We start from the raw sequence: 21,221 nt of genomic DNA, 5'->3' as shown, positions 1-21,221 counted from the left end.
GGCTTTTGGCTCGCGGGATCCGAACGGTGGTAACGACGATGGCCCGGTATCACATCGAGACGTACGGCTGCACGTCGAATCGCGGCGAGAGCCGCGAGATCGAGCGACGGCTCCGCGACGCGGGCCACCACCGGGTCGACGGCCCCGACGAGGCCGACGTCGCTATTCTCAACACCTGCACCGTCGTCGAGAAGACCGAGCGCAACATGCTCCGACGGGCCGAGGAGCTGGCCGACGAGACGGCGGATCTCTACATCACGGGCTGTATGGCGCTGGCCCAGGGCGAGGAGTTCGCCGCGGCCGACGTCGACGGACGGGTGCTCCACTGGGACGAGGTCCCCGAGGCGGTCACCAACGGCGAGTGTCCGACGACGACCCCCGACGCCGAGCCGATTCTGGATGGCGTCGTCGGCATCCTCCCGATCGCGCGGGGCTGTATGTCCGACTGCTCGTACTGTATCACCAAGCGCGCGACGGGGAAGATCGACTCCCCACCGATCGAGGAGAACGTCCGCAAGGCCGAGGCCTTGCTCCACGCCGGCGCGAAGGAGATCCGCATCACGGGCCAGGACACCGGCGTCTACGGCTGGGACGAGGGCGAACGCAAGCTCCACCGGCTCCTCGAGGAGATCTGCGAGCTCGAGGGCGAGTTCCGGGTTCGCGTGGGGATGGCCAACCCGAAGGGCGTCCACGGCATCCGCGAGGAGCTCGCTTCGGTTTTCGCCGAGTACGACGAGCTGTACGACTTCCTGCACGCCCCCGTGCAGTCGGGTAGCGACGACGTGCTCGGCGATATGCGCCGCCAGCACCAGGTCGAGGAGTATCTCGAGGTCGTCGAGACCTTCGACGACCAGCTCGACTACTGGACGCTGTCGACGGACTTCATCGTCGGCTTCCCGACCGAAACCGACCGCGACCACGAGCAGTCGATGGCGCTGCTTCGCGAAACGCGACCCGAGAAGATCAACGTCACCCGCTTCTCGAAGCGGCCGGGCACCGACGCCGCCAAGATGAAGGGTCTGGGCGGGACGATCAAGAAGGAGCGCTCGAAGGAGATGAGCGCAGCCAAGCGGGAGCTCGTCGGCGAGGCCTACGAGTCAATGGTCGGCGAGGTCCGCGAGGACGTCCTCGTCGTCGAGCACGGAACCGCCGACTCGGTGAAGTGTCGCGACTCCGCCTACCGCCAGCTCATCGTGCAAAACGCCAGCGACCACGGCCTCGAGCCGGGCGACTTCGTCGACCTCGAGGTCACGGCCCACGAGACGATGTACGCCTTCGGCAAGCCGGTTTCGGAGGCGTAGACGTGTCGGACGACTCCACACCGAGCCGTTCGGTCTCGTTCGAACAGGGTTACGAGAGTTTTCGATAGCCGCTCGCGCTGGCGATGAGCATTCCGATTCCGGCGAGCAGGGTCAAGTAAACCCCCAGCGCCGAGAGTCCTGTCACGTGGAACAATGCGATTATCGTGATCAGAATCCCTCCACCGATACCGAGCATCATCGCTCTTTTCTCGGCGTCCGAATACCAGGCGTATCCGAGAACGACGATCCCGGCAATGAGAGAGATCGCCCCGTCCCCCTCGAATCCGAACACGGTTGCACCCAGGACGGAATACCATGGGAGAAAGGCACCGACGATAGCACCGACGGCGGTGAGAAGAACGGCTTTGTACTCTGTCTCGATTTCGATGGTACTCCCCGTCGAACTCGTCCCCTTCGTGACGCCCCCCTCGGACGCTGTACTATCGGCTTCCATACTGAACGGTTATTTTCTACCAACATAATCATTGCTATCTAACATATTCTCGGGCCGGACACGTCCTACAGTCAGGGACACTCCGCGGATCGATGGGAACGGAAGATGAGAGCTCTGGATTTTATCAATTACTCCGTTCGAGGGTTCAAAGAGACTATCTCGGTAATTCTGTGCCGACGTGTGACGTCCTCCCACGACTGAAGTCGTGGGCTTCCGCTATACACTGACACTTTTCTCACTTCCGTCCGTACCCGTAGCCGATGCTCGAACTCTACCGGCTCGAGGGCTGTCCGTACTGCGAGACCGTCGCCGACCGGCTCGACGAACTCGGCGTCGACTACGAGAGTGTCCGGGTCGAGGCGCTCCACTCCGAGCGCGACGAGGTAAAACGAGTCTCGGGCCAGCGCGGGGTTCCCGTCCTCGTCGACGAGGCCTACGGCGTGACGATGGCCGAGTCCGAACGCATCCTGGAGTTTCTCGAGGCCAACTACGCCTGACTCGCCGATCGAGGCGCCGTCCGTTACTCGTCCTCGCCGTCGAACTCGCCTGGATCCCGTCCGGGATCGTCGACGTTCGGCGCGCCGACCGCGAGGACGATCCCCTCCTCGTCGCCGACGTTGCGGTGGCCGTGGCCGACCTCGGGTCTGGCGAGCCAGAACGCGCCGGCCGCGACCTCGCGGCGCTCAGTCTCCCCGTCGCGGCCGAACGTTAGCTCGAACTCTCCCTCGAGGGCGAAGTACAGCTCCTCCTGCTCGGCGTGGGCGTGGTACTCGATCTCCTCGCCGGGCTCGAAGTACCAGAGCTTGAGTTGGACGTGCTCGCTCGGGAGGAAGTCGTCGATCGCCCGCATCTGTAGGTCCGAGGGCACCTCGTCGATCTCCGAGAGGTCGGTCAGCGGGACGTCGTCGGTGTGTACCACCTCGTACTCCATAGCGTCCTACGTCGAGGCGACGAGAGGGAAAAAGCGTCCGGTCGAGCGGTCCGCTCCCCGTTCCCCCGCGGGAGACGGGACGCTTCGCCACGGACCTCGAGGACGTTACCGATCGATCGCGCTCTCGTCGGGAGCCGCCGACTTCGAAACGACGCCGATCTCACCCGCGATCTCCTGGGGTCCCCCTCGTCCGAGATCTATCCCGGCGTCCTCGAGTCGATCGACGATCTCGCGGGCGTACTCCGACCTGATACGGCCGTAGGTGGCTCGGTCGGGCTCGGCGATCCACATCGAGGCGACGACCTCGACGGTCTCGCCGAGGTCCGTGACCCGCACGACCGGTTCCGGATGCTCGAGGACGTCGGGTCTGTCGGCCGCCACCTCCGAGAGGATCCGAACGACGGTCTCGAGGTCGTCGCCGTAGTCGACCTGGATCGGAACTGTAAGCCGGAGCCGGCCGTTGAGAACGGTATTCGTGACAGCGTTCGCGGTCAGTTCGGAGTTCGGCACCGCGATCACTTCGTTGTCGAAGGTTCGAACCCGCGTCGAGCGGAATCTGATGTCTTTGATCACGCCCTCCTTGTCGTTCCAGCGAATCCAGTCGCCGATGTTGAAGGTCGGATCGGTGACGATGAAGACACCGCTGACGAGGTTGCCGACCACGTTCTGGGCCGCGAACCCGAGCGCGACGGTGAAGGCAGCGACGAGGATCGCGGCGCGCTCGAGGATGAAGTCGAGGCCGGCCAGCGAGAGACCCGCCACCAGGGCGGCGACGACCACGCCGAACGCGGCGACTCGCTCGATCCCCTCCCGAAGGGTGCGCTCGGTCTCCCGGTACTCCAGTCCGAGCCGGAGAACCGGCAGCACGACGAACCGTCCGACGACGTAGATCAGCGCAAACGTCACCAGAAACGTCGCGAAGTTATCGAGCAGCGAGAGGTACGCGCCGAGTAACTCCTCGATCGAACTCAGCTCGGGCACGGAGTTCGGGTTCGATTCCGATCCGGACAAGAGTTCGGCCGGCACTCGCGACGATGTGGCGGTCGGCAGCGTCACGGCTCACTCGACGAGGACGGCGCCCCCGTCCTCGGGAACCGTGGCGCCCTCCTGGTCGGCGAAGGCCTCGTGAACGCGGTCGTAGGTGTCTTCGAGTGCCTCGACAATCACGGAGGTGTCGCCGATGACCGGCATGAAGTTGGTGTCGCCCTCCCAGCGCGGGACGACGTGGGTGTGGAGGTGATCGTCGATCGACCCGCCCGCGCCGTCGCCGAGGTTGAGCCCGGCGTTGAACCCGTCCGGGCCGAGGGCCGTCTCGAGGGCGTCGAAAGTGCGCTGTTTCAGCCGGGCGTGATCGAGCAGCTGTTCGTCGTCGAGCTCGCCGTACGCTCCGGTGTGCGCGTAGGGGATGACCATCGCGTGACCGGGGTTGTACGGGTAGTTGTTCAGCAGGACGAACGCGTGCTCGCTTCGTGCGACGACCAGGTTCTCCCGGTCGGCGTCGTCCTCGGGGAACGCACAGAACACGCAGGTGTCGTCGGGATTCTCCTCGTCGCGTCTGACCCACTCGATCCGCCACGGTGCGAACACTTGCCTCATACCTCGGTGCACTCGAGGGATGCCTATAGGCGGATCGGACGACGGCGACGCGGGCGTTCGAGAACCGAACCACAGTTCGACGGTTGTATGACACCCCCCAATCTGTTGCAGGCGACCGAAGTAGCGCTTCGCTGACGGACGCTATTGAGCTATCTCCGTCGCTTCCTCGAGAACAATCACCGTATCGAACACGTCAGTATACTTCTCGAAACGATACAGAGGTTTAAGATGGTACCACGAGAATAGCAGCGTAATGGCAACGACAGACGACTCGTTTAACGGGCTGACCGAGCACTGCGAGGACTGCGACCTCGAGACGCCACACGAGGTGTCGGTCCAGCTCCGAACCGAGAGCCGCAAGGAGGAGAACGCGCAGTTCTCCCGGGAGCCCTACCGCGTCGCCGAGTGCAAGCGCTGTGGCACGCGGACGAGCCAGCGGATGAACAACGCCTAGCGGTTAGGCCGTGGTCACTTCACAGCCGTCCTCGGTGACGATGACCGTGTGTTCTTTCTGGCTCACCAGACAGCCGTCGTCCTCCTTCAACACCGGATAGCCGTGGACGATATCGTTTCGCTTGAGCCGGCGCAGCGCCATCTCCGGACGGCTCGTCTCGAGCCAGCGGGTCGCGAACGGCAGCGTCCGGAACTCCTCGGTGATCTGTTCTAGGGCCTCGCGGGCCTGCCGGTTCCGGACCGACCCCTCCCGTTCGAGAGCGAAGATCTCCTCGCTTGCACCCTCGGTGACTTTCCCGCCGCCGTCGGTCGCGAACGGCTCGATCGCGACGACGTCACCGACTTCCAGCGTCGTCCCCTGGGAAACCGCACGGTTCGGGATCGTCGGCGTGGTGTGTTGCTCCCAGTGGCCCAGCCCGTGTCCAGTGAGGTTGACGACCGGATTGTAGCCGTAGCCGTCGATGACGTCCTCGATCTCGGCACCGATCTCGCCGGTCTCGACGCCGGGCTCGATGATGTCGATCGCCGCCTCCAGCGCCTGTTCGGGCGCCTCGGCGAGCTCGGGGTTCCCCGAGTGATCGACCGTGATCGCGGTGTCGGCGAGCCAGCCGTCGATGCAGACGCCGATGTCGAGGTTGATCATCTCCTCGCCGAACGTCGACTCGTCGTCGATCGAGGGGGTCGCGTGGGCGGCCTCCTCGTCGATCGAGATGTTGACCGGAAACGCCGGCTGCCCGCCCAGTTCCCGGATACGGTCCTCGGCGTACTCGGCGATCTCGAGGTGGCTCGCGCCGACCTCGACGCGGTCTGCGGTCTCTGCGCGCACCTGCGAGAGGATCTCTCCGGCTTCGCGGAGCTTCTCGTACTTCTCGGACTCGAAGTCCACCTCGGATTCGGCCATGTAACGGAGTTATACCGGTCGGCAAAAAGAGGTTCCGTCTCTCAGCGCTCCCGTCCGGTCGCAGTCACGACTCGTTTCCCGCCGAAACGGCCGTCGACGTTTTCCCCGTCGACGGCCTCGATTCGCTCGGCGTGAGAGACGCCACACCGGTCACGGACGACGTGCCGTCCCGAGGACGGACACCCGGCGGGGACGACGTCCTCGGGCGTCACGTCGATCGGTCGGTCGCCCGCGCCGTCTGCATCCCGTCGCTGTTGTATGCCGATCCGAGCTGCCCTCGTGCGTCGATCGCGATGACGCCGGCGGTCGACCCGGTGAGTTCGGCGAACTCCTCGATTCCTAACTCCGCAGCGGCGTCGGCGTCGAGCCCGCGTTCGACGTGCCCGGCAACGCGCCGCGAGAGCGTCACGCGCGCGATGTCCTCGCCGGCACCGGTCGCGCTCACCGCCGCGGACGGACAGCAGTAAAACCCCGAGCCGACCTGCGGGACGTCCCCGACGCGGCCCGCGAGCGCGAGCCAGCGCCCGCCCGTCGAGGTCGCCGCAGCGAGGTCCTCGCCGTCGATGGCGACCGCGCCGACGGTGTCGTGATCCAGGTCGGCGGTGTCGGCATCGTTCGCTCCGTCCTCGTCGCGCCCGTCGGGGTCCGTCCGACCGTACCGTTCGCGGATCCACTCGAGTTCGCTTCGCGGCCCGTCCTCGGGCGGTTCGAGGTCGGCCCACCGCTCGCGTGTGCGCTCGGCCCAGAGGTCGACGCCCGTCTCGATCCCGTAGTCCTCGGCCAGCGAGACGGCGTAATCGCCCGAGACGAAGCCGTGGGGCGTCTCCTCCATCACAAGCCGGGCGACCGCGACGGCCCGCTCGACGCCAGGCATCGAACAGGCCGCACCGACGTCCCGTTCGTTGGTCATGATCCCCGCGTCGGTACGGATCTCGCCGTCGCTCTGGACGGCGCTGCCGACCCCCGCGTTGAACCGTGGCGAGGACTCGAGGACGCCGATCGCGGCCGTAACCGCCTCGACGGGGTCGCTCTGCTCCCGGCCGCTCGCCGCGGCCTCGTCGAGCACCGCCTGTCGCGCGTCAGGTTCCTGTGGCGTGCTGCCGGCACCGCCGTGTACGAGCACCTGCATACCGTCCGTTGGTGAGGCGATCACGGTAATCGTTTCGCGACGGGCGCAAAACCACCTACACTTACCAGCAGGGACTGAGTACCAACGGCGGGAATGACGTCGTCGCTCCTGCTGGTCGGGTTCTGTGCGGTGATGACCGCGGTCGCCGTCGGTCGGCTGATCGCCGGCGACGCGAGTCCGTACCGCTACGGCGTCGCGTCGCTCGTTTTCGGGGTCACGCTGCTCGCGGGACTCTGGAGTGCCGTCAGGACGGGGTGGGCCGCGACGGGGGGACGGCTGGTGCTCGGCGTCGGCGGGTTCGTCCTCGTGGTCGTCGGCGCCGCCCTCCTCGCCCGCTACTGGAACGCCGGTCCCGTCGACCGCGCGTAGCGGTCGCTGTCCGTCGCAGCCGGGTTCGACAGCCGACGAACAGGTATGTAACGATCGAAACGGTGTTTTAGCGGTGTGAGAGGTCTACGGACGGATTTTTCCACGATTGGTGGGGACGCCGCCCCCACTGGCGGAAATCCGACGCAATATCGATGGAAATGGGAGACCTTTTACCCCCATCGGAGCACGGTACAGACGAAATGAGCTACGACAAGATCGAGGTCCCCGAGGATGGGGAGAAGATCACGCTGAAGGAGGGAACCGACGACGAGCTGGAGGTCCCCGACAACCCGATCATCCCGATCATCTACGGCGACGGCGTCGGCAGCGACGTCGGCCCGGCCGCCCAGAAGGTCCTCGAGGCCGCTGCCGAGAAGACCGGCCGCGAGATCAACTGGATGCGCGTCTACGCCGGCGAGTCCGCCCGCGAGAAGTACGACGAGAACCTCCCCGACGAGACCGTCGAGGCAATCAAGGAACACCGCGTCGCGATCAAGGGCCCGCTGACGACGCCCGTCGGCGCCGGCTTCCGCTCGCTGAACGTCGGTCTGCGCAAGCTGCTCGATCTGTACGCGAACGTTCGTCCGACCTACCACCTCGACGGCGTTCCCTCGCCGGTCTCGAACCCCGAGGAGATGGACATGGTCACCTTCCGTGAGAACACGGAGGACGTCTACGCCGGCATCGAGTGGGAGGAAGGCACCGACGAGGTCGAGGAAGTCAAGGAGTTCGTCGAGGAGGACATGGGCTTCGACGACGTCATCCACGACGGCCCCGTCGGCATCGGCGTCAAGCCGATCACGGAGTTTGGCACCAAGCGACTCGTCCGTCGCGCCATCGACTACGCCCTCGAGCACGACCGCGACTCGGTCACGCTGGTTCACAAGGGCAACATCATGAAGTTCACCGAGGGCCAGTTCCGCGACTGGGGCTACGAGGTCGCCGAAGAGGAGTACGGCGACGAGGTCATCACCGAGGACACCCTCTGGGAGGAGCAGGACGGCGAGGCTCCCGAGGACACGCTGGTCGTCAACGACCGAATCGCGGACAACATGCTCCAGCAGGTGCTGACTCGGACGGACAACTACGACGTGCTGGCGACGATGAACCTCAACGGGGACTACATCTCCGACGCCTGTGGTGCCCAGATCGGCGGTCTCGGCATCGCGCCCGGCGCCAACTTCGGCGACGGTCGCCTGCTGGCCGAGCCCGTCCACGGCTCCGCGCCCAAGTACGAGGGCCAGGACAAGGTCAACCCGACCGCGATGATCCTCTCGGGCCGCATGATGCTCGAGTATCTCGGCTGGGACGACGCCGCGGATCTCGTGCGCGACGCCGTCGAGGAGACCATCTCCTCGGGTAAGGTCACCTACGACCTCGAGCGCCAGCTCGAGGACGCCGAGAAGCTCGCCACCAGCGAGTTCGCCGACGAGGTCGTCGAGAACATCGAAAAACTGTCCTAGACAGTTTTTCGAGCAGTCAGAACGCGTAGCGGTCTGACGATATCAGAAACGTCGCGGGACGCCCGTGACGCCTCCGGATTTTTTGACGCGGCGGTTCCGACTTCGCGACGCGAGCGACGGGTTCGGCGTCAGCGCGGACGACGACGCGGTGCAACGGAGTTCACGACCCCACAACTGTTGTTTATCCAATAGTAAGCCAATTCGCAAAGTCGAACCGTCGGTAGGTGTCGAGTTACCAAGTAGTCCGGAACGGTGAACTGATCCGGGTGCGTGATGTTAGCGGACACACACTTAGTGGGGAGGTACAGCGACGACCGGCGTACGACTGGGGACGGACGGACCGAGGACGCCGCTCCCGCGGACGGTTGCGGGACCGCCGACGGTCGAGTTCGCCGACAGCCGACCGGGGTGGTGCAATAGATGCGACGACGACGGGTTCTCGTTCTCGGCGGCGCGTCCGCCGCGAGTGGCGCCGCGTACTGGTTCTCCGGGCGAAGCTCCGAGGAGCTGGCTCGGGACGAGCGAGACCGGGAGGCGGTCGATACCGAACGCGACGACGACGGCTCGGAGCCGTCCGACGAGGACGGGAGCGCCGACGAGACCGAGCCAGAGAACGGAGAGTCGATCCTCGCGGACAGCAAGGGGATGGTCGTCTTCACGTACGACGACAGTCCGATCGAGGACTACACGCTCGCCTACGAGGTCCACAGCGAGTACGACGTCCCCGGCTGCACGGCGGCCTGTCCGGGGTACATGAAACGGCGTGACGACTACCTCGACCCGGACCAGCTCCGGGAGATGCAGGCCGACGGCTGGGGAGTCATGTCACACACCTACCGTCACCGCTCGCTCGGCCGAATCGGCCTGGCCGGGCCTGCTCACGCGGGCGACGATCGTCTCTCCGTCGAGGCCAACCGTCACGGCGCCATCGAGGGCGATCCGCTCGTGGTCTTCGACGACGAGGGTGAGACGGCCGCGACGGTCGCAGGACGGGGCAGTGACTCGAGCGGGCAGTACGTCGAGCTCGAGGCGCCGCTATCCGAGGACGTCGACGAGTCGGGCTACGTCAGGCACCCCGAGTCGTTCATCCGAGACGTCCTCCGGAAGACCGACGCGCAGCTCGAAGCGTGGGGACTGGACGTCACGGGCTTTGTCTACCCGTACGGCCGGTACCACGGCGTCGCCGAGGAGGTCGTCCGCGATCGCTACGAGGCGGTCGCGAACCACCGCTACGGCGGGGGCCACAACGAGCTCGAGGGGCTCGATCCGACGGCGATGCGACGGCGGTACGTCGAGACCGACAGGGCCACCGAGGACGACGTCGACGCGTTCATGGAGACTGCCGCGGACGAGGACGTCCTCGCGATCGTCGGCGCTCACACCCAGTACGACACTCTCACCGAGCAGCGCGTCCGTTACACGATCGAATCGGCCCTCGAGCACGACCTCGCGATCGTCACGATGGAGGAGGCGCTCGCCGAACTCGAGCGTCGATAGGGCGGCGCGATCGACGCCGACAAGCGAACGACCGAACCGCCGATCGGTATCGAACGCGTGGCTCACAATCCGAACTGAATAAAAGCTTATACCGGTAGATAACTCAAAGTATCGATATTAAATACATGGTGTTGGGACTAAGAAACAACTCTGGTAGCTATCGAAATAACTGGTCGTCGGGTGGCGGCCGACGGGAATCGAGCGGCGGTGGTCGATAGATGCGACGACGGAATCTGTTGTCGGCGACTGGCCTCGCGCTCGCCGGGGGCGTCGCCACGACGTACGGACTCTCGGCGTCGGAGGACGACCCCGCGAACGACGCCGATCGAAACGCGAGCCGCGAGGACCGCTCTCGGGAGCCGACCGCCAAAAGCGAGCGCGCCGAGCCCGACTCCGAGACGGACGAGCGGTCGAGCGAAATCGCCGACAGCGAGGGCATGCTCGTCTTTACGTACGACGACAGCCCGATCGAAGACTACACACTCAGTTACGACGTTCACCGGGAGTACGACGTCCCCGGCTGCGTCGCGGCCTGTCCGGGACTGATGGGAACGGACGACGCCTACCTCGATCCCGGACAGCTCCGGGAGATGCAGGCCAACGGCTGGGGAGTCATGTCCCACACCTACTACCACCGCTCGCTCGGCCGCATTCGCCTGACCGAGCCCGCCCACACGGGCGACGAGCGCCTCTACGTCGAAGCCAACCGTCACGGTGCCATCGCGGACGATCCCCTCGTGATCTTCGACGACAAGAGCGAAACGACCGCGACGGTCGCCGGCAGCGGGAGCGATTCGGTCGGGGAGTACGTCGAGCTTGCCGATCCGATCGCCGAGGACGTCGACGCGTCGGGCTACGTCAGGTATCCCGAGGCGCTCATGCGGGACGTCCTCCAGAAGACCGACGCGCAGCTCGAAGCGTGGGGACTGGACGTCACTGGGTTCGTCTACACCTACGGGCGCTACCACGGTGTGATCGAGGAGCTCGTCCGCGACCACCACGACGCGGTCGCGAACCACCGCTACGGCGGGGGCCACAACGAGCTCGAGGGGCTCGATCCGACGACGATGCAGCGGATGTACGTCGAGACAGACAAGGCAAGCGAGGACGACGTCGACGCGTTCATGGAGACTGCCGCGGACGAGGACGTCCTCGCGATCGTCGGCGGCCACTCGCAGTTCGACACCCTCACCGAGGACCGACTGCGCTACACGATCGAATCGGCCCTTGAGCACGACCTCGCGATCGTCACGATGGAAGAGGCGCTCGCCGAGGTCGGGAAGCTGTAGTCGCAGCCGCGTTCTGCGGCCGGAGTCGGACGAATCGTCCGTATCGTAACGCTCTCGAGTCGCGTCGACGTATCCGCCTCCCATGATCGAGACCCGCGTCGTCGACTCCGACGCCGAGCGCGAGGACGCCCTCGCCGTTCGCCACGCGGTGTTCGTCGAGGAACAGGGCGTCGACGAGGACCTCGAGTACGACGAACACGACTCCGATGCCGTCCACGTCGTCGCCTACGACGGCGACGAGGCGGTCGGCGCCGCACGACTGCGCGACCTCGAGGACGGCGTCGGCAAGGTCGAGCGGGTGGCCGTCCTCGAACCACGGCGGGGCGAGGGGATCGGTCGGAAGCTGATGGCCGTCCTCGAGCGGCGGGCTCGAGCAGACGGGTTCGACGAGCTGAAACTCCACTCCCAGATCCACGCGGCCGACTTCTATACGGACCTGGAGTACGAGCAGTACGGCGAGGCGTTCGAGGAGGCGGGTATCCCGCACGTGAAGATGCGGAAAATGCTGTAGCGACGAACGGCGCTGTCGCTACCCCGATCGGCTGCGGTATCGCCCCCGAACCGTGGTTCCGACGAGGCCGACGACCGCGAGCGCCATCGCCGCGGCGAAGGCGACGACGAACAGCGCGGTCGGATCCCCTGTGGCCGCCGCCGGAAGCTCCTCGAGGACGAACTCGCCCGCCAGCACGACCGCGACCGTAAAGAGGACGAGCCCGCCGAGGTTCTCGAGAACGGAGTTGGTCTCGCCGACGGCGTCGGGATCGTTCAGTAGGGCGAGGATCACCGCGAGCGCGAACGGGGTCCCGACGAGGCCGAACGCGAGCACGAGCACGAGGAGGTCGAAAAAGGCGCCCCCGAGGAAGGCGCCGATCGCCGAGGCGAGCGCGACGACGACGAGTGTGACCCGGTAGCGCGGGTCATCGACGGACTGCTCCCAGCCGAGCTTGTCGGCCAGCAGGTACGGCGGCACGATCGTGTTTCCGCCGAGCGTCGAAACTGCGGCGCCCCACAGCCCCAACAGGAACAGCCAGGTCGCGTACTCGCCCGCGATCGGTCCCAGCGCCTGGGCGGCCTGGATCTCGTCGAGCGTCGCGGGATCGACGACCCCCGGTAGCACGCTCGCCGCGACGAGAAAGACCGCGAGGCTGAAGATCCCGAAGGCGACGAGCATCGAGCTCACGACGTCGAAACGCGCGATTCCGCGGTCGCGCTCGGTCCACCCTCGAGCGCGCATCGTGTAGCTCTGCATCGTCAGCAGCGTGATGTGGACGGCGCCGCCCAACACCCCCGCGGCGACGACCGCCCCGCCGACGCCAGCCGGCATCGAGGGGACGAGCCCGGTCGCAGCCTCGGCGGGATCGATCGGGACGACGAAAGCCGAGGCGACGAACGCCAGCACCACGAGCGATACCAGCAGCTTCGCGCCGAGTTCGGCCACCCTGTAGCCGCCGCCCGCAAGTCCCAGCGCGAGAATTATCGCCCAGATGACGCCCCACAGCCGGGGATCGGCCAGCGCGGCGACGCCGGCCGTGCCGACGATCGTTGCGCTGACGTCTGCCAGCGTCTTCATGATCGCCAGCTGTGCGAGCCCCGCCGCGAGGACGGCGTCGATCACGAGCACCCAGGCCCAGAACGGGCCGAGATGGTCCTCGACGACGGCGACGATCCCCGCCTCGGTGAGCAGGCCGAGTCGCATCGCGAGATACTGGCCGACGGTTCCCAGGATCGCCGAGAGCACGACGACCCACAGCAGGGTGTAGCCGAAGCTCGCGCCCGCGACGAGCAGGCTGACCATCGTCGCCGGCCCCGCGGCGATCGCGCCCGCGAGCCAGGTCGGTCCCAGCCGTCCGAGGTAGTCCGTCACGCGTGCGACGCTCCATCGATCCGGCGATCGCGTCTCGGTACCCATCGCTTGCCCTTGCAGCGAGGGGGATAAAACTGCGTGGTATTCTCCAGTGGATTAATAATCTAAATGGTTTGGTTATTATGGTCGGTAGAGAGTGCCGTCGCTGGTGGACGAGACAGCGACCGCTCCGCTCGCGGACCGCCTCGAGAAACCGCCTCAGTCCGTCAGTCCTGCCAGGCCGGACTCTCGCGAGGCGGGCTGAAGACGTCGACGCCCCGGACCGTCTCGTCGCCGCGGTTCTCGGCGGCATGGGACTGCTCCCCGGGGATCGCGTACGAATCGCCCGGGCCACAGACGAGCTCCTCGCCGTCGCTGTGGAAAGTCAGCTCACCCTCGTAGATAAAGCCCGTCTGCTCGTGGGGGTGGCTGTGTTCTTCGACGGTCGCGCCGGGTTCGATCTCGAAGTGCTGGACGTTCATCTCCTCGGCGCCGGCCATGATCGCGAGGTGAACGCCGTCGGCTGCCTCCGAGGAGTCGGTATCGGAGAGGGAAACGCGTTCCATACGTCTCGAGAGGCGACGGCGGTGTTAATAGTAGTACGCCTCGGCGACCACGTTCGCCGCGCGTGCCGAAGCTTGAACTACGGGGACGCCCCACCTCGAGCTAGCATGTACGCCGTCGTCGGCTGCAGCGAGTGTTCGCACCTCTGGATGATCGAGGGCCGCTCCGAGACGATCCAGTGTCCTCGTTGCGGTTCCCGGAAAGCCTACGAGAGACGCAAGAAGTTCGTCGAGACCGAGGACCCGAACCACGCCCGCGACGTTCGGGCTTCGATGCTTGCCAACCGCCAGGAGGAAGGCGAGGCCTTCGCGAAGCTGGATTCCTTCGCGGAGCTCGGACGGGAGGTCGCCGACGGCGTCGTCGACGACGAGACGTACCTCGAGGAGTCGGGGCTGGACGCCGACGAACTCGCGGCCGCGGGCGAACGCGACCCCCGCGGCTCGACCGACAGCGGCAGCAAGAAAGAGATCGTCGAGCGGGCCCTCGAGGAACTCGATCGGCCGACCGAGGACGAGGTCGTCGACTACGCGAGCGAGCACGGGGTATCGGCGGGCTACGTCGAGGACGCCCTCGCGAAGCTGACCAGGCGCGGCGAGGTCAGCGAGAGCCGCGGTCGGTACCGCCGACTCTGAGCGCGGCGCCGCGCTCGGGAAGCCGACGACTCTCGAACGGCAGTTCTTTGCACCCACAGTCGGTACGAAACGACAATGGACGAGACGGTCGACGTGCAGGCGGTGGCGATCGGCGTCGGAACGGTGCTTGCGGTCGCAGCGCTCGCGTACGGGGCGTTCGTCGGCGACACGGTCCTCGGCGTCGCCACCACGACGCTCGCGATCGGGGCGTTCGCGCTGACCTTCGGCGTCCTCGCGGCCCTTCACGGGGCGTACGGACGGCGGGACTTCGCGGCCGCCTACGGCGTCGCGGGGCTCGGACTGGCGCTCGTCGCCGTCGCCTCGAGCGGGCTCCAGGTGCTTGTCGGATACCTGTTGCTCGCCGCCGGTGGCGCCTACGTCGCGGTCGTAACGGTCCGGGCTCGGGACCGCTCGCTCCCGCAGTAGTTCGCCCGGCTACCGATCGGTGCTTCAGGGACCGCCGCCGACCGTTCTGACCGTTCCCGAGAGGAGCTCGACGACCGCGTCGAAGTCGTCGGGATCGACGGCAACGATGTACTGGCAGTCCGGCTCGAGGACGGTCTCGGCTCCGGCGACGTTGCTCGCGTCGGCGTCGGTGATGACGAGACAGCCGTCGGGAAGTGTCGCGTCGGCGAGGGTCTCCCCGGCCAGCGGGGCGTCCGCTCCGACTTCTACCCGAACGATCTCGATGTCGCCGGTCACGGCGTTGAACACCCGGGGTGCGTTGCCGACGATCTCGTTCGCGATGAGCCGCGCGCCGGCCGCCTCGGGGTAGACGACGCCGTCGACCAGTTCGCCGTACTCGTGTCTGGACTCGGTGTCGGTCCGAAGAACCATGTAGATCGACTCGTTCATGCGCTGGGCTGCCAAACAGACCGCCAGGTTCGTCGCGCCGTCCTCGGTGAGCGCGGCGATCACGTCGCTGGCTCCCGGATCGGCCTCCCGGAGCACCGGCGGCAGCGTCGCGTCGGCCTCGATCACGGTCGGGAGCTGGTCGGCGATCTCCTCGCACCGGGACGGGTCTTTCTCGATCACAACCACCTCGTGGCCGTAGCCGTCGAGCAGTCGACCCGCGCGGTAGCCGACGCGTCCGCCGCCGACGATGATCACACGTAACGGATCTGTAGCCATCCGATCACCTCTATTCCCCTTCGCGTTCGGCGTCCTTAGTGGTATGGTATCACACCACTTCCGATCTTCGGTCAATCCGAGCCTGGATCGGGCCGAGGCTACCGCCCGAGGTCCTCGTGGGCGCTCGCGAGGTGGTTCGACGCCAGCGCCGCGAGCAAGGAGAGCTCGCCCGCCAGCGCGGCGACGGCGATGATCTCGGCGAGCGCGTCGGCGTTCGAGCCCGCGGGGTCGCCTCCACCCCGGAGCCCGAGGACGTCGAGAGCCTCCGACTGCGTGGGGAGCTTGGTACCGCCGCCGACGGTGCCGACCTCGAGCGAGGCCAGCGAGACCGACGCGTAGAGGTCGCCGTCGTTCCGGGCGTCCATCGTCGTAATCGCGTTCGCGCCCTCGACGACCTGGGCCTCGTCCTGTCCTGTCGCGAGGAAGGCCGCGCCGACGACGTTGGCGGCGTGGGCGTTGAAGCCCAGACTGCCGGCCTTCGCGCTGCCGACGAGGTTCTTGCGGGTGTTGGCCTCGACGATCGCCTCGGCGGTGGTGTGCAGGCGGTCCTCGACGAGGTCGCCGGGGATCACGACGTCGGCTGTCACCGACCGTCCGCGACCCTCGACGGCGTTGATCGCCGCGGGTTTCTTGTCCGAACAGAGGTTCCCCGAGAGCGCGACCAGCGAAGCCGGCGTCTCGTTTTCGACGATCTCACAGGCCGCCTCGGTCGCGATCGTGGCCATGTTCATCCCCATCGCGTCCTTCGTGTCGTAGGCAAAGCGCAGGTAGACCGAGTCGCCGACGACGTACGGTTCGACCCCGAGCAGTTCGCCGTGGCTCGTCGTCGATTCGGCAGCCTCCCGGAGCGCGTCGAGGTTGTCCTCGACCCACTCGACGGTCTCGGCGCCCTCGGCGACGCCGTCGACCCGAAACACGGGGGCGCGGGTCATTCCGTTCTTGGTGACCCGGGCGTCGGCGCCGCCCGCCGAGCGGATGGCCGAGAGCCCGCGGTTGACCGACGCCAAAAGCGCCCCCTCGGTGGTCGCCAGCGGCAGGTAGCGCTCGCCGTCGACGGCGCCGCCAGAGACGGCGACGGGACCGACGACACCCAGCGGAACCTGGGTCGCTCCGATCATGTTCTCGATGTTCGGCTCGGCGACCTCGGCAGGGAACGCGTAGTCGCCGACCGCCTCGAGGTCGGCGTCGGTCTCGCGCTCGACGAGCAGGCGACGGGCCTCGGCCGCGGTGTCGAAGTCGGCCTCGTCTTCGAGTTCGTGGATGCGAAGCTCCCCCTCCTGGACCCTGTCGGCGAGGGATTCGGGATCTGTCATGGTGGGGCCAACACGCGGCCCGGTCCTAAGGATTGCTGATCGTCACCGTGACTCCGCCCTCGAGGCGTCGGCCACGTCCTCGTCGCTGACCGACGCCCGGTAGGCCGCGCGGGCCTCGTACCAGAACGCCAGGGCGAGCGTGGCTCCGACGATTCCCAGTACGAGCAGATCCTGAGAGCGACCCGCGACGCTTCCGGCCTGGAGCGCGTACAGTCCAGCGACACCCGCGACGAGCCAGAGTCGGGTCCGGGTCGGGATCTCGTCGTCGGTCCGTGCGAGGTACAGCTGTGGGAGGACGATCGGGATCCCGACCAGCACGAGAAACCCCACGACGGACGACTCCGTCGCGGCGTGCCCCCATCTCCCCTCGAGGACGGAGAGTCCGACGAGGACGAGAGCGAACAGTCCGAACGCAGCCAGGATCGCCCGGTTCTCGCGGCTCGGCATACGGCCCCTTCGTTTCGGGGAACCTACTAGTTTCTGGCCGGAGACGACGTCCTCGCGGCGGAACGTCCGCGGACGCGACCACTACCGTTTTGCTCCTCGCGTGTGGGATCTCACCTATGAGCGAGGCTGCCGATCTGGTGGTGACGAACGCGCGGATCTACACGCTCGCGGGCGAGGACGACGGGGAGGCCGAACCCGACCCCGAGGAGGCTCTGGCCGTCCGTGACGGCGAGGTCGTCCGCGTCGGCGACACGTACGAAATCGAGTTTCTCGAAGGCGTCGAGACCGAGCGGATCGACTGCGAGGGGCGGGTCGTCCTCCCGGGCTTTGTCGACGCCCACACCCACGTCGAGAACGCGGGCCGATACCTGGTCCACGCCGACCTCTCGGGCGCCGACGACGCCGCGGACTGTCTGGATCGGCTCGCCGAGCGGGCCGCGGAGACGGAGTCGGGGTGGGTCCAGGGCTTCGGCTACGACGAGAGCGAGTGGGACGGCGACCACGGCTACCTCACCCGCGAGCAGCTCGATCAGGTAAGCGAGGACCGACCGGTCGTCGCCCTGCGGATCGACATGCACGCCGCGTCGCTGAACTCGGTTGCCCTCGCGGAACTCGAGGACGAACTTCCCGAGGATGACGTTCGCCGCGCGGGCGGAGAGCCGACCGGGGTCGTCGTCGAGGACGCCGCCGAGCGAGTTCGCGAGCACATCGCGCCCGGCTACGACGAGACCCGGGAGCTGGTCACGGCGGGCCTCGAGCGCGCGGCCGCGACGGGCGTGACGGCCGTCCACGACATGGTTCGTAACTCCCGGTCGCCCCAGGTCTACCGCGACCTCGCAGCCGCGGGCGAGCTGCCGATCCGGGTGCGGATCAACTACTGGGCCGACCATCTCGAGAGTGCGATCGAGGTCGGACTGGCGACGAACGCGGGCAGCGACCGGGTGCAGACGGGTGCGATCAAGACGTACACCGACGGCAGCATCGGCGCGCGGACGGCGAAGCTGTTCGAGCCCTACGAGCCCGACGAGAGCGAGGCGGAGCCCGATCCCGGGGACGACGGGGAGTGGGTCATCACCCCCGACGAACTCGCGGACATCGTCGAGCGGGCCGACGGCGCGGGCTTTCAGGTGACCGCCCACGCCATCGGCGACGAGGCGATCGAGGAGGCGCTGTCGGCGCTCGCGGCCACCGACGATCCCGCGGGCAGGCGCCACCGCATCGAACACCTCGAGCTGGCAACCGACGACCAGCTCGAGCGGATGGCCGAGGCTGGCATCGTCGCCTCGATACAGCCGAACTTCCACCAGTGGGCCGGCGAGGACGGCCTCTACGACCAGCGGCTCGGCCGGGAGCGACGGAACCGGACGAACCGCCTTCGTCGGGTCCTCGAGCACGGAATCCCGCTCGCCTTCGGATCCGACTGTATGCCGCTGGATCCGCTGCTGGGGATCCACCACGCGGTGAACGCGCCGACCGAGGCCCAGCGGCTCTCGGTTACCGAGGCGCTTCGGGCCTACACCCGCGGCGCCGCCTACGCCGGCTTCGACGAGGAGCGACTGGGAACGCTCGCGGTCGGCACGCGAGCTGATCTGGTCGTCCTCGAGGACTCCCCGTGGGAACAGCCGGAGTGGATCGACGAGATCGACGTGGCGACGACGATGGTCGACGGCGAGGTCGTTTTCGAGGGCTGACGGGTCGATCCGACGACGCCGCTACGGGAGCCGTCGGGAGTCGGCGACGCGCCAACCGATCGGTTCCGTCGGGAGCCGTCGAACACGTCGAACGACGATCATGTTGTAAGGACTAATACGACAAGTCGTGTACCAGCAATGACAGATGGTGGCACACGACACTGGTCCGGGGGCGGCCGCGGTAACGGCCGAGAGCGTCCGTCGAACGTACCAGCTCGCCGAGCCGGTTCACGCCGTCGACAGCGTCTCGCTGTCGCTGGGCGAGGGTTCGTTCACGGCCGTTATGGGACCGAGCGGCTCCGGGAAATCGACGCTGATGAACCTCGTTGGCTGTCTGGACACGCCCGACGAGGGACGGATCGAGGTCGGCGGACGCTCGGTCGGGGAACTGTCCGATACCGAACGAGCGCGGCTGCGGGGCACCGAGATCGGGTTCGTCTTCCAGACGGTCAATCTGCTGCCGCGGCTGACCGCCGTCGAGAACGTCCGGCTGCCGATGGTGTTTCACGACGGCACCGAGGCCGATCGAGACGGGCGGGCGCGGGCCCTGCTCGAGCGAGTCGGTCTCGGCGACCGCCTCGGGCACGAGCCCAGCGAACTCTCGGGCGGGCAGCGCCAGCGCGTCGCCCTCGCGCTGGCGCTGGCGAACGAGCCGACGCTGGTACTGGCCGACGAGCCCACCGGAAACCTCGACACCGAGACCGAAGTCGAGATCATGGAGCTGCTGGTCGATCTCAACGAGGCGGGCGCGACGATCCTGCTGGTCACCCACGAGCGGGCGGTCGCCGAGTACGCCGACCACGTCGTCCACCTGCTCGACGGTGAAATCGAGGACCTCGAGCACCTGAGCGACGCCCGTGAGGTGACGGCCCGCGAGCGAGCGACTGGAGGGGCGGGGAACCGACGGTCGATGGGAGAGGGAGAGGCATGAACCTCCGGGAGAGCTTGCGGATCAGCTGGCGCTCGATCCGGGCCCACAAGCTGCGTTCGGCGCTGACGACGCTGGGCGTTATCATCGGCGTCGCCGCCGTCATCACGTTCATGGTGCTCGGAGGTGGGTTCTCCGAGGACGTCGTCGGCGACATCGAGGCCGAGCAGGAGCCCGCGATGACGGTCCAGACGCAGACCACGCCGGAGGACGGGTTCGGCGTCATGCTGGTCGAGACGCCGATCTACACCGAGAGCGACGTCGCGGCGCTCGAGCAACGGGAGGGAGTCGAGTACGTCGCGCCACAGGGGTCGCTCGACGTCGTGCAGGCGGAAGCCGGCGGCGAACAACTGACCGGCGTCGTCGACGCTCAGGCGACCACGGCCGACCGGTTCGAGCACGCGACGTTCGTCGACGGCGGACCGTTCGACGGCGCGGACGAGGCGGTCGTCAACGAGCAGGCCGGCCAGACCTTCGAGGCGAACCTCTCGGCGGGCGACGAGCTCGAACTCACCTTCGAGGACGGCGAGATGACGACCGTGACGGTCGCCGGCGTCGTCGAGAGCGAACTCGGCGAGCAGACGCCGCCGCAGGTGTTCGTCCCTGCCGACGAGCACTACACAACGACCGTCGAGACGCCCGACGGCGACGAGGAGCGGGCGTACCCGACCCTGCAGATCGGCGCCGAGGGGCTCGACGACGTCGACCCGGTTCAGGAGACCGCCGTCAACTACCTCGAGGAGGAGTCCCACGCCGCCGAGCTGAAAGGGGACGACGACGAGATCGCCGTCCAGACAGTCGAGGACGCCATCGAGCAGTTCGACGACCTCGTCGGGCAGCTCACGGTCTTCATCGGCGCCGTCGCCGGAATCGCGCTCGTCGTCGGTTCGATCGGGATCGCCAACATCATGATCGTCAGCGTTACCGAGCGAACCCGGGAGATCGGGATTATGAAGGCCGTCGGCGCCACGAAGCGCGATATCATGCAGCTGTTTCTGGTCGAGTCGGTCGTTCTCGGCGTGATCGGTGCGGTCGTCGGCGTCGCCGCCGGCCTCGGCTTCGGCTTCCTCGGCGTGTGGCTGCTCGGCTGGCCGATGGTCTACCCGCTCGAGTGGGTCGCCATCGCGGTCGCCGTCGGAATCGGCGTCGGGGTCGTCTCCGGGCTCTACCCCGCCTGGCGGGGCGCCCGCGTGGATCCGATCGAGGCGTTGCGCCACGAGTAGCGACTCCGCGCCGACGTTTCGACGTTCGGACCGGTAGTATTATTGTCATCTCGTCGCGATACGGTG

Annotated in this window: 25 protein-coding genes; 13 read left to right on the top strand and 12 right to left on the bottom strand. The window is 67.1% G+C overall.

Annotated elements, in window-relative coordinates:
• Nucleotides 1-38: 38 nt before the first annotated feature.
• On the top strand, nucleotides 39-1,301 hold the full coding sequence (locus NATOC_RS01860) for a tRNA (N(6)-L-threonylcarbamoyladenosine(37)-C(2))-methylthiotransferase (protein WP_015319714.1): 1,263 nt from the start codon (nucleotides 39-41) through the stop codon (nucleotides 1,299-1,301).
• 49 nt (nucleotides 1,302-1,350) lie between these two features.
• On the opposite strand, the gene NATOC_RS01855 is transcribed toward NATOC_RS01860, so the two are convergent.
• The gene (locus NATOC_RS01855) at nucleotides 1,351-1,755 is read right to left on the bottom strand and encodes a hypothetical protein (RefSeq protein WP_015319713.1); all 405 of its coding nucleotides are present in this window, start codon (nucleotides 1,753-1,755) and stop codon (nucleotides 1,351-1,353) included.
• Between the two features lie 260 nt (nucleotides 1,756-2,015).
• Here NATOC_RS01855 and NATOC_RS01850 point away from each other — a divergent pair, with 260 nt between their 5' ends.
• The gene (locus NATOC_RS01850) at nucleotides 2,016-2,252 is read left to right on the top strand and encodes a glutathione S-transferase N-terminal domain-containing protein (RefSeq protein WP_015319712.1); all 237 of its coding nucleotides are present in this window, start codon (nucleotides 2,016-2,018) and stop codon (nucleotides 2,250-2,252) included.
• Nucleotides 2,253-2,275: 23 nt separating this feature from the next.
• Here the strand turns inward: NATOC_RS01850 and NATOC_RS01845 are convergent, their stop codons facing one another.
• From NATOC_RS01845 to NATOC_RS01835, 3 genes are all read right to left on the bottom strand, one after another.
• Nucleotides 2,276-2,686, bottom strand: coding sequence for a cupin domain-containing protein (locus tag NATOC_RS01845; protein ID WP_015319711.1), 411 nt, complete (start codon nucleotides 2,684-2,686; stop codon nucleotides 2,276-2,278).
• 105 nt (nucleotides 2,687-2,791) lie between these two features.
• Nucleotides 2,792-3,667, bottom strand: a complete 876-nt coding sequence (locus tag NATOC_RS01840) for a mechanosensitive ion channel family protein (protein WP_086009771.1) — start codon at nucleotides 3,665-3,667, stop codon at nucleotides 2,792-2,794.
• 78 nt (nucleotides 3,668-3,745) lie between these two features.
• Nucleotides 3,746-4,282, bottom strand: a complete 537-nt coding sequence (locus NATOC_RS01835) for an HIT family protein (RefSeq protein WP_015319709.1) — start codon at nucleotides 4,280-4,282, stop codon at nucleotides 3,746-3,748.
• A 253-nt stretch (nucleotides 4,283-4,535) separates the two neighbouring features.
• Here NATOC_RS01835 and NATOC_RS01830 point away from each other — a divergent pair, with 253 nt between their 5' ends.
• Nucleotides 4,536-4,736, top strand: a complete 201-nt coding sequence (locus tag NATOC_RS01830) for a DUF7835 family putative zinc beta-ribbon protein (RefSeq protein ID WP_015319708.1) — start codon at nucleotides 4,536-4,538, stop codon at nucleotides 4,734-4,736.
• Nucleotides 4,737-4,739: 3 nt separating this feature from the next.
• On the opposite strand, the gene map is transcribed toward NATOC_RS01830, so the two are convergent.
• From map to NATOC_RS01820, 3 genes are read right to left on the bottom strand one after another with little or no spacing between them, the layout of a single operon-like run.
• Entirely contained in the window at nucleotides 4,740-5,636 is an 897-nt protein-coding gene (map, locus tag NATOC_RS01825) for a type II methionyl aminopeptidase (protein WP_015319707.1), read from the bottom strand.
• 41 nt (nucleotides 5,637-5,677) lie between these two features.
• A complete protein-coding gene (locus NATOC_RS21665; protein ID WP_157224578.1) occupies nucleotides 5,678-5,848 on the bottom strand; it encodes a hypothetical protein in 171 nt (56 codons plus the stop codon).
• Complete coding sequence (locus NATOC_RS01820) at nucleotides 5,845-6,765, bottom strand: isoaspartyl peptidase/L-asparaginase (RefSeq protein ID WP_015319706.1); 921 nt, start codon at nucleotides 6,763-6,765, stop codon at nucleotides 5,845-5,847. The genes NATOC_RS21665 and NATOC_RS01820 overlap by 4 nt, the downstream gene beginning before the upstream one ends.
• A gap of 93 nt (nucleotides 6,766-6,858) precedes the next feature.
• On the opposite strand from NATOC_RS01820, the gene NATOC_RS01815 reads away from it, so the two are divergent.
• From NATOC_RS01815 to NATOC_RS01795, 5 genes are all read left to right on the top strand, one after another.
• Nucleotides 6,859-7,134 (top strand): hypothetical protein, encoded by a 276-nt coding sequence (locus tag NATOC_RS01815; RefSeq protein WP_015319705.1) that lies wholly within the window; start codon nucleotides 6,859-6,861, stop codon nucleotides 7,132-7,134.
• 200 nt (nucleotides 7,135-7,334) lie between these two features.
• On the top strand, nucleotides 7,335-8,597 hold the full coding sequence (gene icd / locus NATOC_RS01810; RefSeq protein WP_015319704.1) for an isocitrate dehydrogenase (NADP(+)): 1,263 nt from the start codon (nucleotides 7,335-7,337) through the stop codon (nucleotides 8,595-8,597).
• A 420-nt stretch (nucleotides 8,598-9,017) separates the two neighbouring features.
• Nucleotides 9,018-10,094, top strand: coding sequence for a polysaccharide deacetylase family protein (locus tag NATOC_RS01805; protein WP_015319703.1), 1,077 nt, complete (start codon nucleotides 9,018-9,020; stop codon nucleotides 10,092-10,094).
• A gap of 218 nt (nucleotides 10,095-10,312) precedes the next feature.
• The gene (locus NATOC_RS01800) at nucleotides 10,313-11,383 is read left to right on the top strand and encodes a polysaccharide deacetylase family protein (RefSeq protein WP_015319702.1); all 1,071 of its coding nucleotides are present in this window, start codon (nucleotides 10,313-10,315) and stop codon (nucleotides 11,381-11,383) included.
• A gap of 82 nt (nucleotides 11,384-11,465) precedes the next feature.
• Entirely contained in the window at nucleotides 11,466-11,894 is a 429-nt protein-coding gene (locus tag NATOC_RS01795) for a GNAT family N-acetyltransferase (RefSeq protein WP_015319701.1), read from the top strand.
• An 18-nt stretch (nucleotides 11,895-11,912) separates the two neighbouring features.
• Here the strand turns inward: NATOC_RS01795 and NATOC_RS01790 are convergent, their stop codons facing one another.
• On the bottom strand, nucleotides 11,913-13,292 hold the full coding sequence (locus NATOC_RS01790; protein ID WP_015319700.1) for an NRAMP family divalent metal transporter: 1,380 nt from the start codon (nucleotides 13,290-13,292) through the stop codon (nucleotides 11,913-11,915).
• A gap of 161 nt (nucleotides 13,293-13,453) precedes the next feature.
• Nucleotides 13,454-13,792: a cupin domain-containing protein gene (locus NATOC_RS01785; RefSeq protein WP_015319699.1), complete on the bottom strand. Its 339-nt coding sequence runs from the start codon at nucleotides 13,790-13,792 to the stop codon at nucleotides 13,454-13,456.
• 105 nt (nucleotides 13,793-13,897) lie between these two features.
• Between NATOC_RS01785 and NATOC_RS01780 the strand changes: the two genes are divergently transcribed.
• Together NATOC_RS01780 and NATOC_RS01775 are read left to right on the top strand one after the other, a co-directional pair.
• Nucleotides 13,898-14,422, top strand: coding sequence for a DUF5817 family protein (locus tag NATOC_RS01780; protein ID WP_015319698.1), 525 nt, complete (start codon nucleotides 13,898-13,900; stop codon nucleotides 14,420-14,422).
• A 75-nt stretch (nucleotides 14,423-14,497) separates the two neighbouring features.
• Nucleotides 14,498-14,848 carry a hypothetical protein gene (locus NATOC_RS01775; protein ID WP_015319697.1) on the top strand — a complete coding sequence of 117 codons (351 nt, stop codon included), beginning with the start codon at nucleotides 14,498-14,500 and terminating at the stop codon, nucleotides 14,846-14,848.
• A 24-nt stretch (nucleotides 14,849-14,872) separates the two neighbouring features.
• Here the strand turns inward: NATOC_RS01775 and NATOC_RS01770 are convergent, their stop codons facing one another.
• The 3 genes from NATOC_RS01770 to NATOC_RS01760 all read right to left on the bottom strand — a co-directional run bounded on the left by NATOC_RS01770 (nucleotide 14,873) and on the right by NATOC_RS01760 (nucleotide 17,313).
• Nucleotides 14,873-15,553 (bottom strand): potassium channel family protein, encoded by a 681-nt coding sequence (locus NATOC_RS01770; protein WP_015319696.1) that lies wholly within the window; start codon nucleotides 15,551-15,553, stop codon nucleotides 14,873-14,875.
• 98 nt (nucleotides 15,554-15,651) lie between these two features.
• A complete protein-coding gene (hmgA, locus tag NATOC_RS01765; RefSeq protein WP_015319695.1) occupies nucleotides 15,652-16,866 on the bottom strand; it encodes a hydroxymethylglutaryl-CoA reductase (NADPH) in 1,215 nt (404 codons plus the stop codon).
• Nucleotides 16,867-16,908: 42 nt separating this feature from the next.
• Nucleotides 16,909-17,313, bottom strand: a complete 405-nt coding sequence (locus tag NATOC_RS01760) for a hypothetical protein (protein ID WP_015319694.1) — start codon at nucleotides 17,311-17,313, stop codon at nucleotides 16,909-16,911.
• Nucleotides 17,314-17,429: 116 nt separating this feature from the next.
• Between NATOC_RS01760 and NATOC_RS01755 the strand changes: the two genes are divergently transcribed.
• The 3 genes from NATOC_RS01755 to NATOC_RS01745 all read left to right on the top strand — a co-directional run bounded on the left by NATOC_RS01755 (nucleotide 17,430) and on the right by NATOC_RS01745 (nucleotide 21,155).
• The gene (locus tag NATOC_RS01755; RefSeq protein ID WP_015319693.1) at nucleotides 17,430-19,004 is read left to right on the top strand and encodes an amidohydrolase; all 1,575 of its coding nucleotides are present in this window, start codon (nucleotides 17,430-17,432) and stop codon (nucleotides 19,002-19,004) included.
• Nucleotides 19,005-19,149: 145 nt separating this feature from the next.
• On the top strand, nucleotides 19,150-19,935 hold the full coding sequence (locus NATOC_RS01750) for an ABC transporter ATP-binding protein (RefSeq protein WP_015319692.1): 786 nt from the start codon (nucleotides 19,150-19,152) through the stop codon (nucleotides 19,933-19,935).
• Nucleotides 19,932-21,155: an ABC transporter permease gene (locus NATOC_RS01745; RefSeq protein WP_015319691.1), complete on the top strand. Its 1,224-nt coding sequence runs from the start codon at nucleotides 19,932-19,934 to the stop codon at nucleotides 21,153-21,155. The genes NATOC_RS01750 and NATOC_RS01745 overlap by 4 nt, the downstream gene beginning before the upstream one ends.
• Nucleotides 21,156-21,221 lie beyond the last annotated feature (66 nt).

Origin of the sequence: Natronococcus occultus SP4 (assembly GCF_000328685.1) — an archaeon.
Classification (GTDB): Archaea; Halobacteriota; Halobacteria; order Halobacteriales; family Natrialbaceae; genus Natronococcus; species Natronococcus occultus.
Note: the sequence above shows the minus strand (reverse complement) of the source record. Positions and strands in the feature narration are given on the sequence as shown.

What these genes read in the sequence shown, in the direction of transcription:
- NATOC_RS01760 (WP_015319694.1), bottom strand. Translation starts at nt 17,313, where the DNA reads ATGCCGAGCCGCGAGAACCGGGCGATCCTGGCTGCGTTCGGACTGTTC.
- hmgA (WP_015319695.1), bottom strand. Translation starts at nt 16,866, where the DNA reads ATGACAGATCCCGAATCCCTCGCCGACAGGGTCCAGGAGGGGGAGCTT.
- NATOC_RS01755 (WP_015319693.1), top strand. Translation starts at nt 17,430, where the DNA reads ATGAGCGAGGCTGCCGATCTGGTGGTGACGAACGCGCGGATCTACACG.
- map (WP_015319707.1), bottom strand. Translation starts at nt 5,636, where the DNA reads ATGGCCGAATCCGAGGTGGACTTCGAGTCCGAGAAGTACGAGAAGCTC.
- icd (WP_015319704.1), top strand. Translation starts at nt 7,335, where the DNA reads ATGAGCTACGACAAGATCGAGGTCCCCGAGGATGGGGAGAAGATCACG.
- NATOC_RS01845 (WP_015319711.1), bottom strand. Translation starts at nt 2,686, where the DNA reads ATGGAGTACGAGGTGGTACACACCGACGACGTCCCGCTGACCGACCTC.
- NATOC_RS01850 (WP_015319712.1), top strand. Translation starts at nt 2,016, where the DNA reads ATGCTCGAACTCTACCGGCTCGAGGGCTGTCCGTACTGCGAGACCGTC.
- NATOC_RS01800 (WP_015319702.1), top strand. Translation starts at nt 10,313, where the DNA reads ATGCGACGACGGAATCTGTTGTCGGCGACTGGCCTCGCGCTCGCCGGG.
- NATOC_RS01820 (WP_015319706.1), bottom strand. Translation starts at nt 6,765, where the DNA reads ATGCAGGTGCTCGTACACGGCGGTGCCGGCAGCACGCCACAGGAACCT.
- NATOC_RS01860 (WP_015319714.1), top strand. Translation starts at nt 39, where the DNA reads ATGGCCCGGTATCACATCGAGACGTACGGCTGCACGTCGAATCGCGGC.
- NATOC_RS01775 (WP_015319697.1), top strand. Translation starts at nt 14,498, where the DNA reads ATGGACGAGACGGTCGACGTGCAGGCGGTGGCGATCGGCGTCGGAACG.
- NATOC_RS01790 (WP_015319700.1), bottom strand. Translation starts at nt 13,292, where the DNA reads ATGGGTACCGAGACGCGATCGCCGGATCGATGGAGCGTCGCACGCGTG.
- NATOC_RS01780 (WP_015319698.1), top strand. Translation starts at nt 13,898, where the DNA reads ATGTACGCCGTCGTCGGCTGCAGCGAGTGTTCGCACCTCTGGATGATC.
- NATOC_RS01770 (WP_015319696.1), bottom strand. Translation starts at nt 15,553, where the DNA reads ATGGCTACAGATCCGTTACGTGTGATCATCGTCGGCGGCGGACGCGTC.
- NATOC_RS01815 (WP_015319705.1), top strand. Translation starts at nt 6,859, where the DNA reads ATGACGTCGTCGCTCCTGCTGGTCGGGTTCTGTGCGGTGATGACCGCG.
- NATOC_RS01830 (WP_015319708.1), top strand. Translation starts at nt 4,536, where the DNA reads ATGGCAACGACAGACGACTCGTTTAACGGGCTGACCGAGCACTGCGAG.
- NATOC_RS01805 (WP_015319703.1), top strand. Translation starts at nt 9,018, where the DNA reads ATGCGACGACGACGGGTTCTCGTTCTCGGCGGCGCGTCCGCCGCGAGT.
- NATOC_RS01785 (WP_015319699.1), bottom strand. Translation starts at nt 13,792, where the DNA reads ATGGAACGCGTTTCCCTCTCCGATACCGACTCCTCGGAGGCAGCCGAC.
- NATOC_RS01835 (WP_015319709.1), bottom strand. Translation starts at nt 4,282, where the DNA reads ATGAGGCAAGTGTTCGCACCGTGGCGGATCGAGTGGGTCAGACGCGAC.
- NATOC_RS01745 (WP_015319691.1), top strand. Translation starts at nt 19,932, where the DNA reads ATGAACCTCCGGGAGAGCTTGCGGATCAGCTGGCGCTCGATCCGGGCC.
- NATOC_RS01750 (WP_015319692.1), top strand. Translation starts at nt 19,150, where the DNA reads ATGGTGGCACACGACACTGGTCCGGGGGCGGCCGCGGTAACGGCCGAG.
- NATOC_RS01795 (WP_015319701.1), top strand. Translation starts at nt 11,466, where the DNA reads ATGATCGAGACCCGCGTCGTCGACTCCGACGCCGAGCGCGAGGACGCC.
- NATOC_RS01855 (WP_015319713.1), bottom strand. Translation starts at nt 1,755, where the DNA reads ATGGAAGCCGATAGTACAGCGTCCGAGGGGGGCGTCACGAAGGGGACG.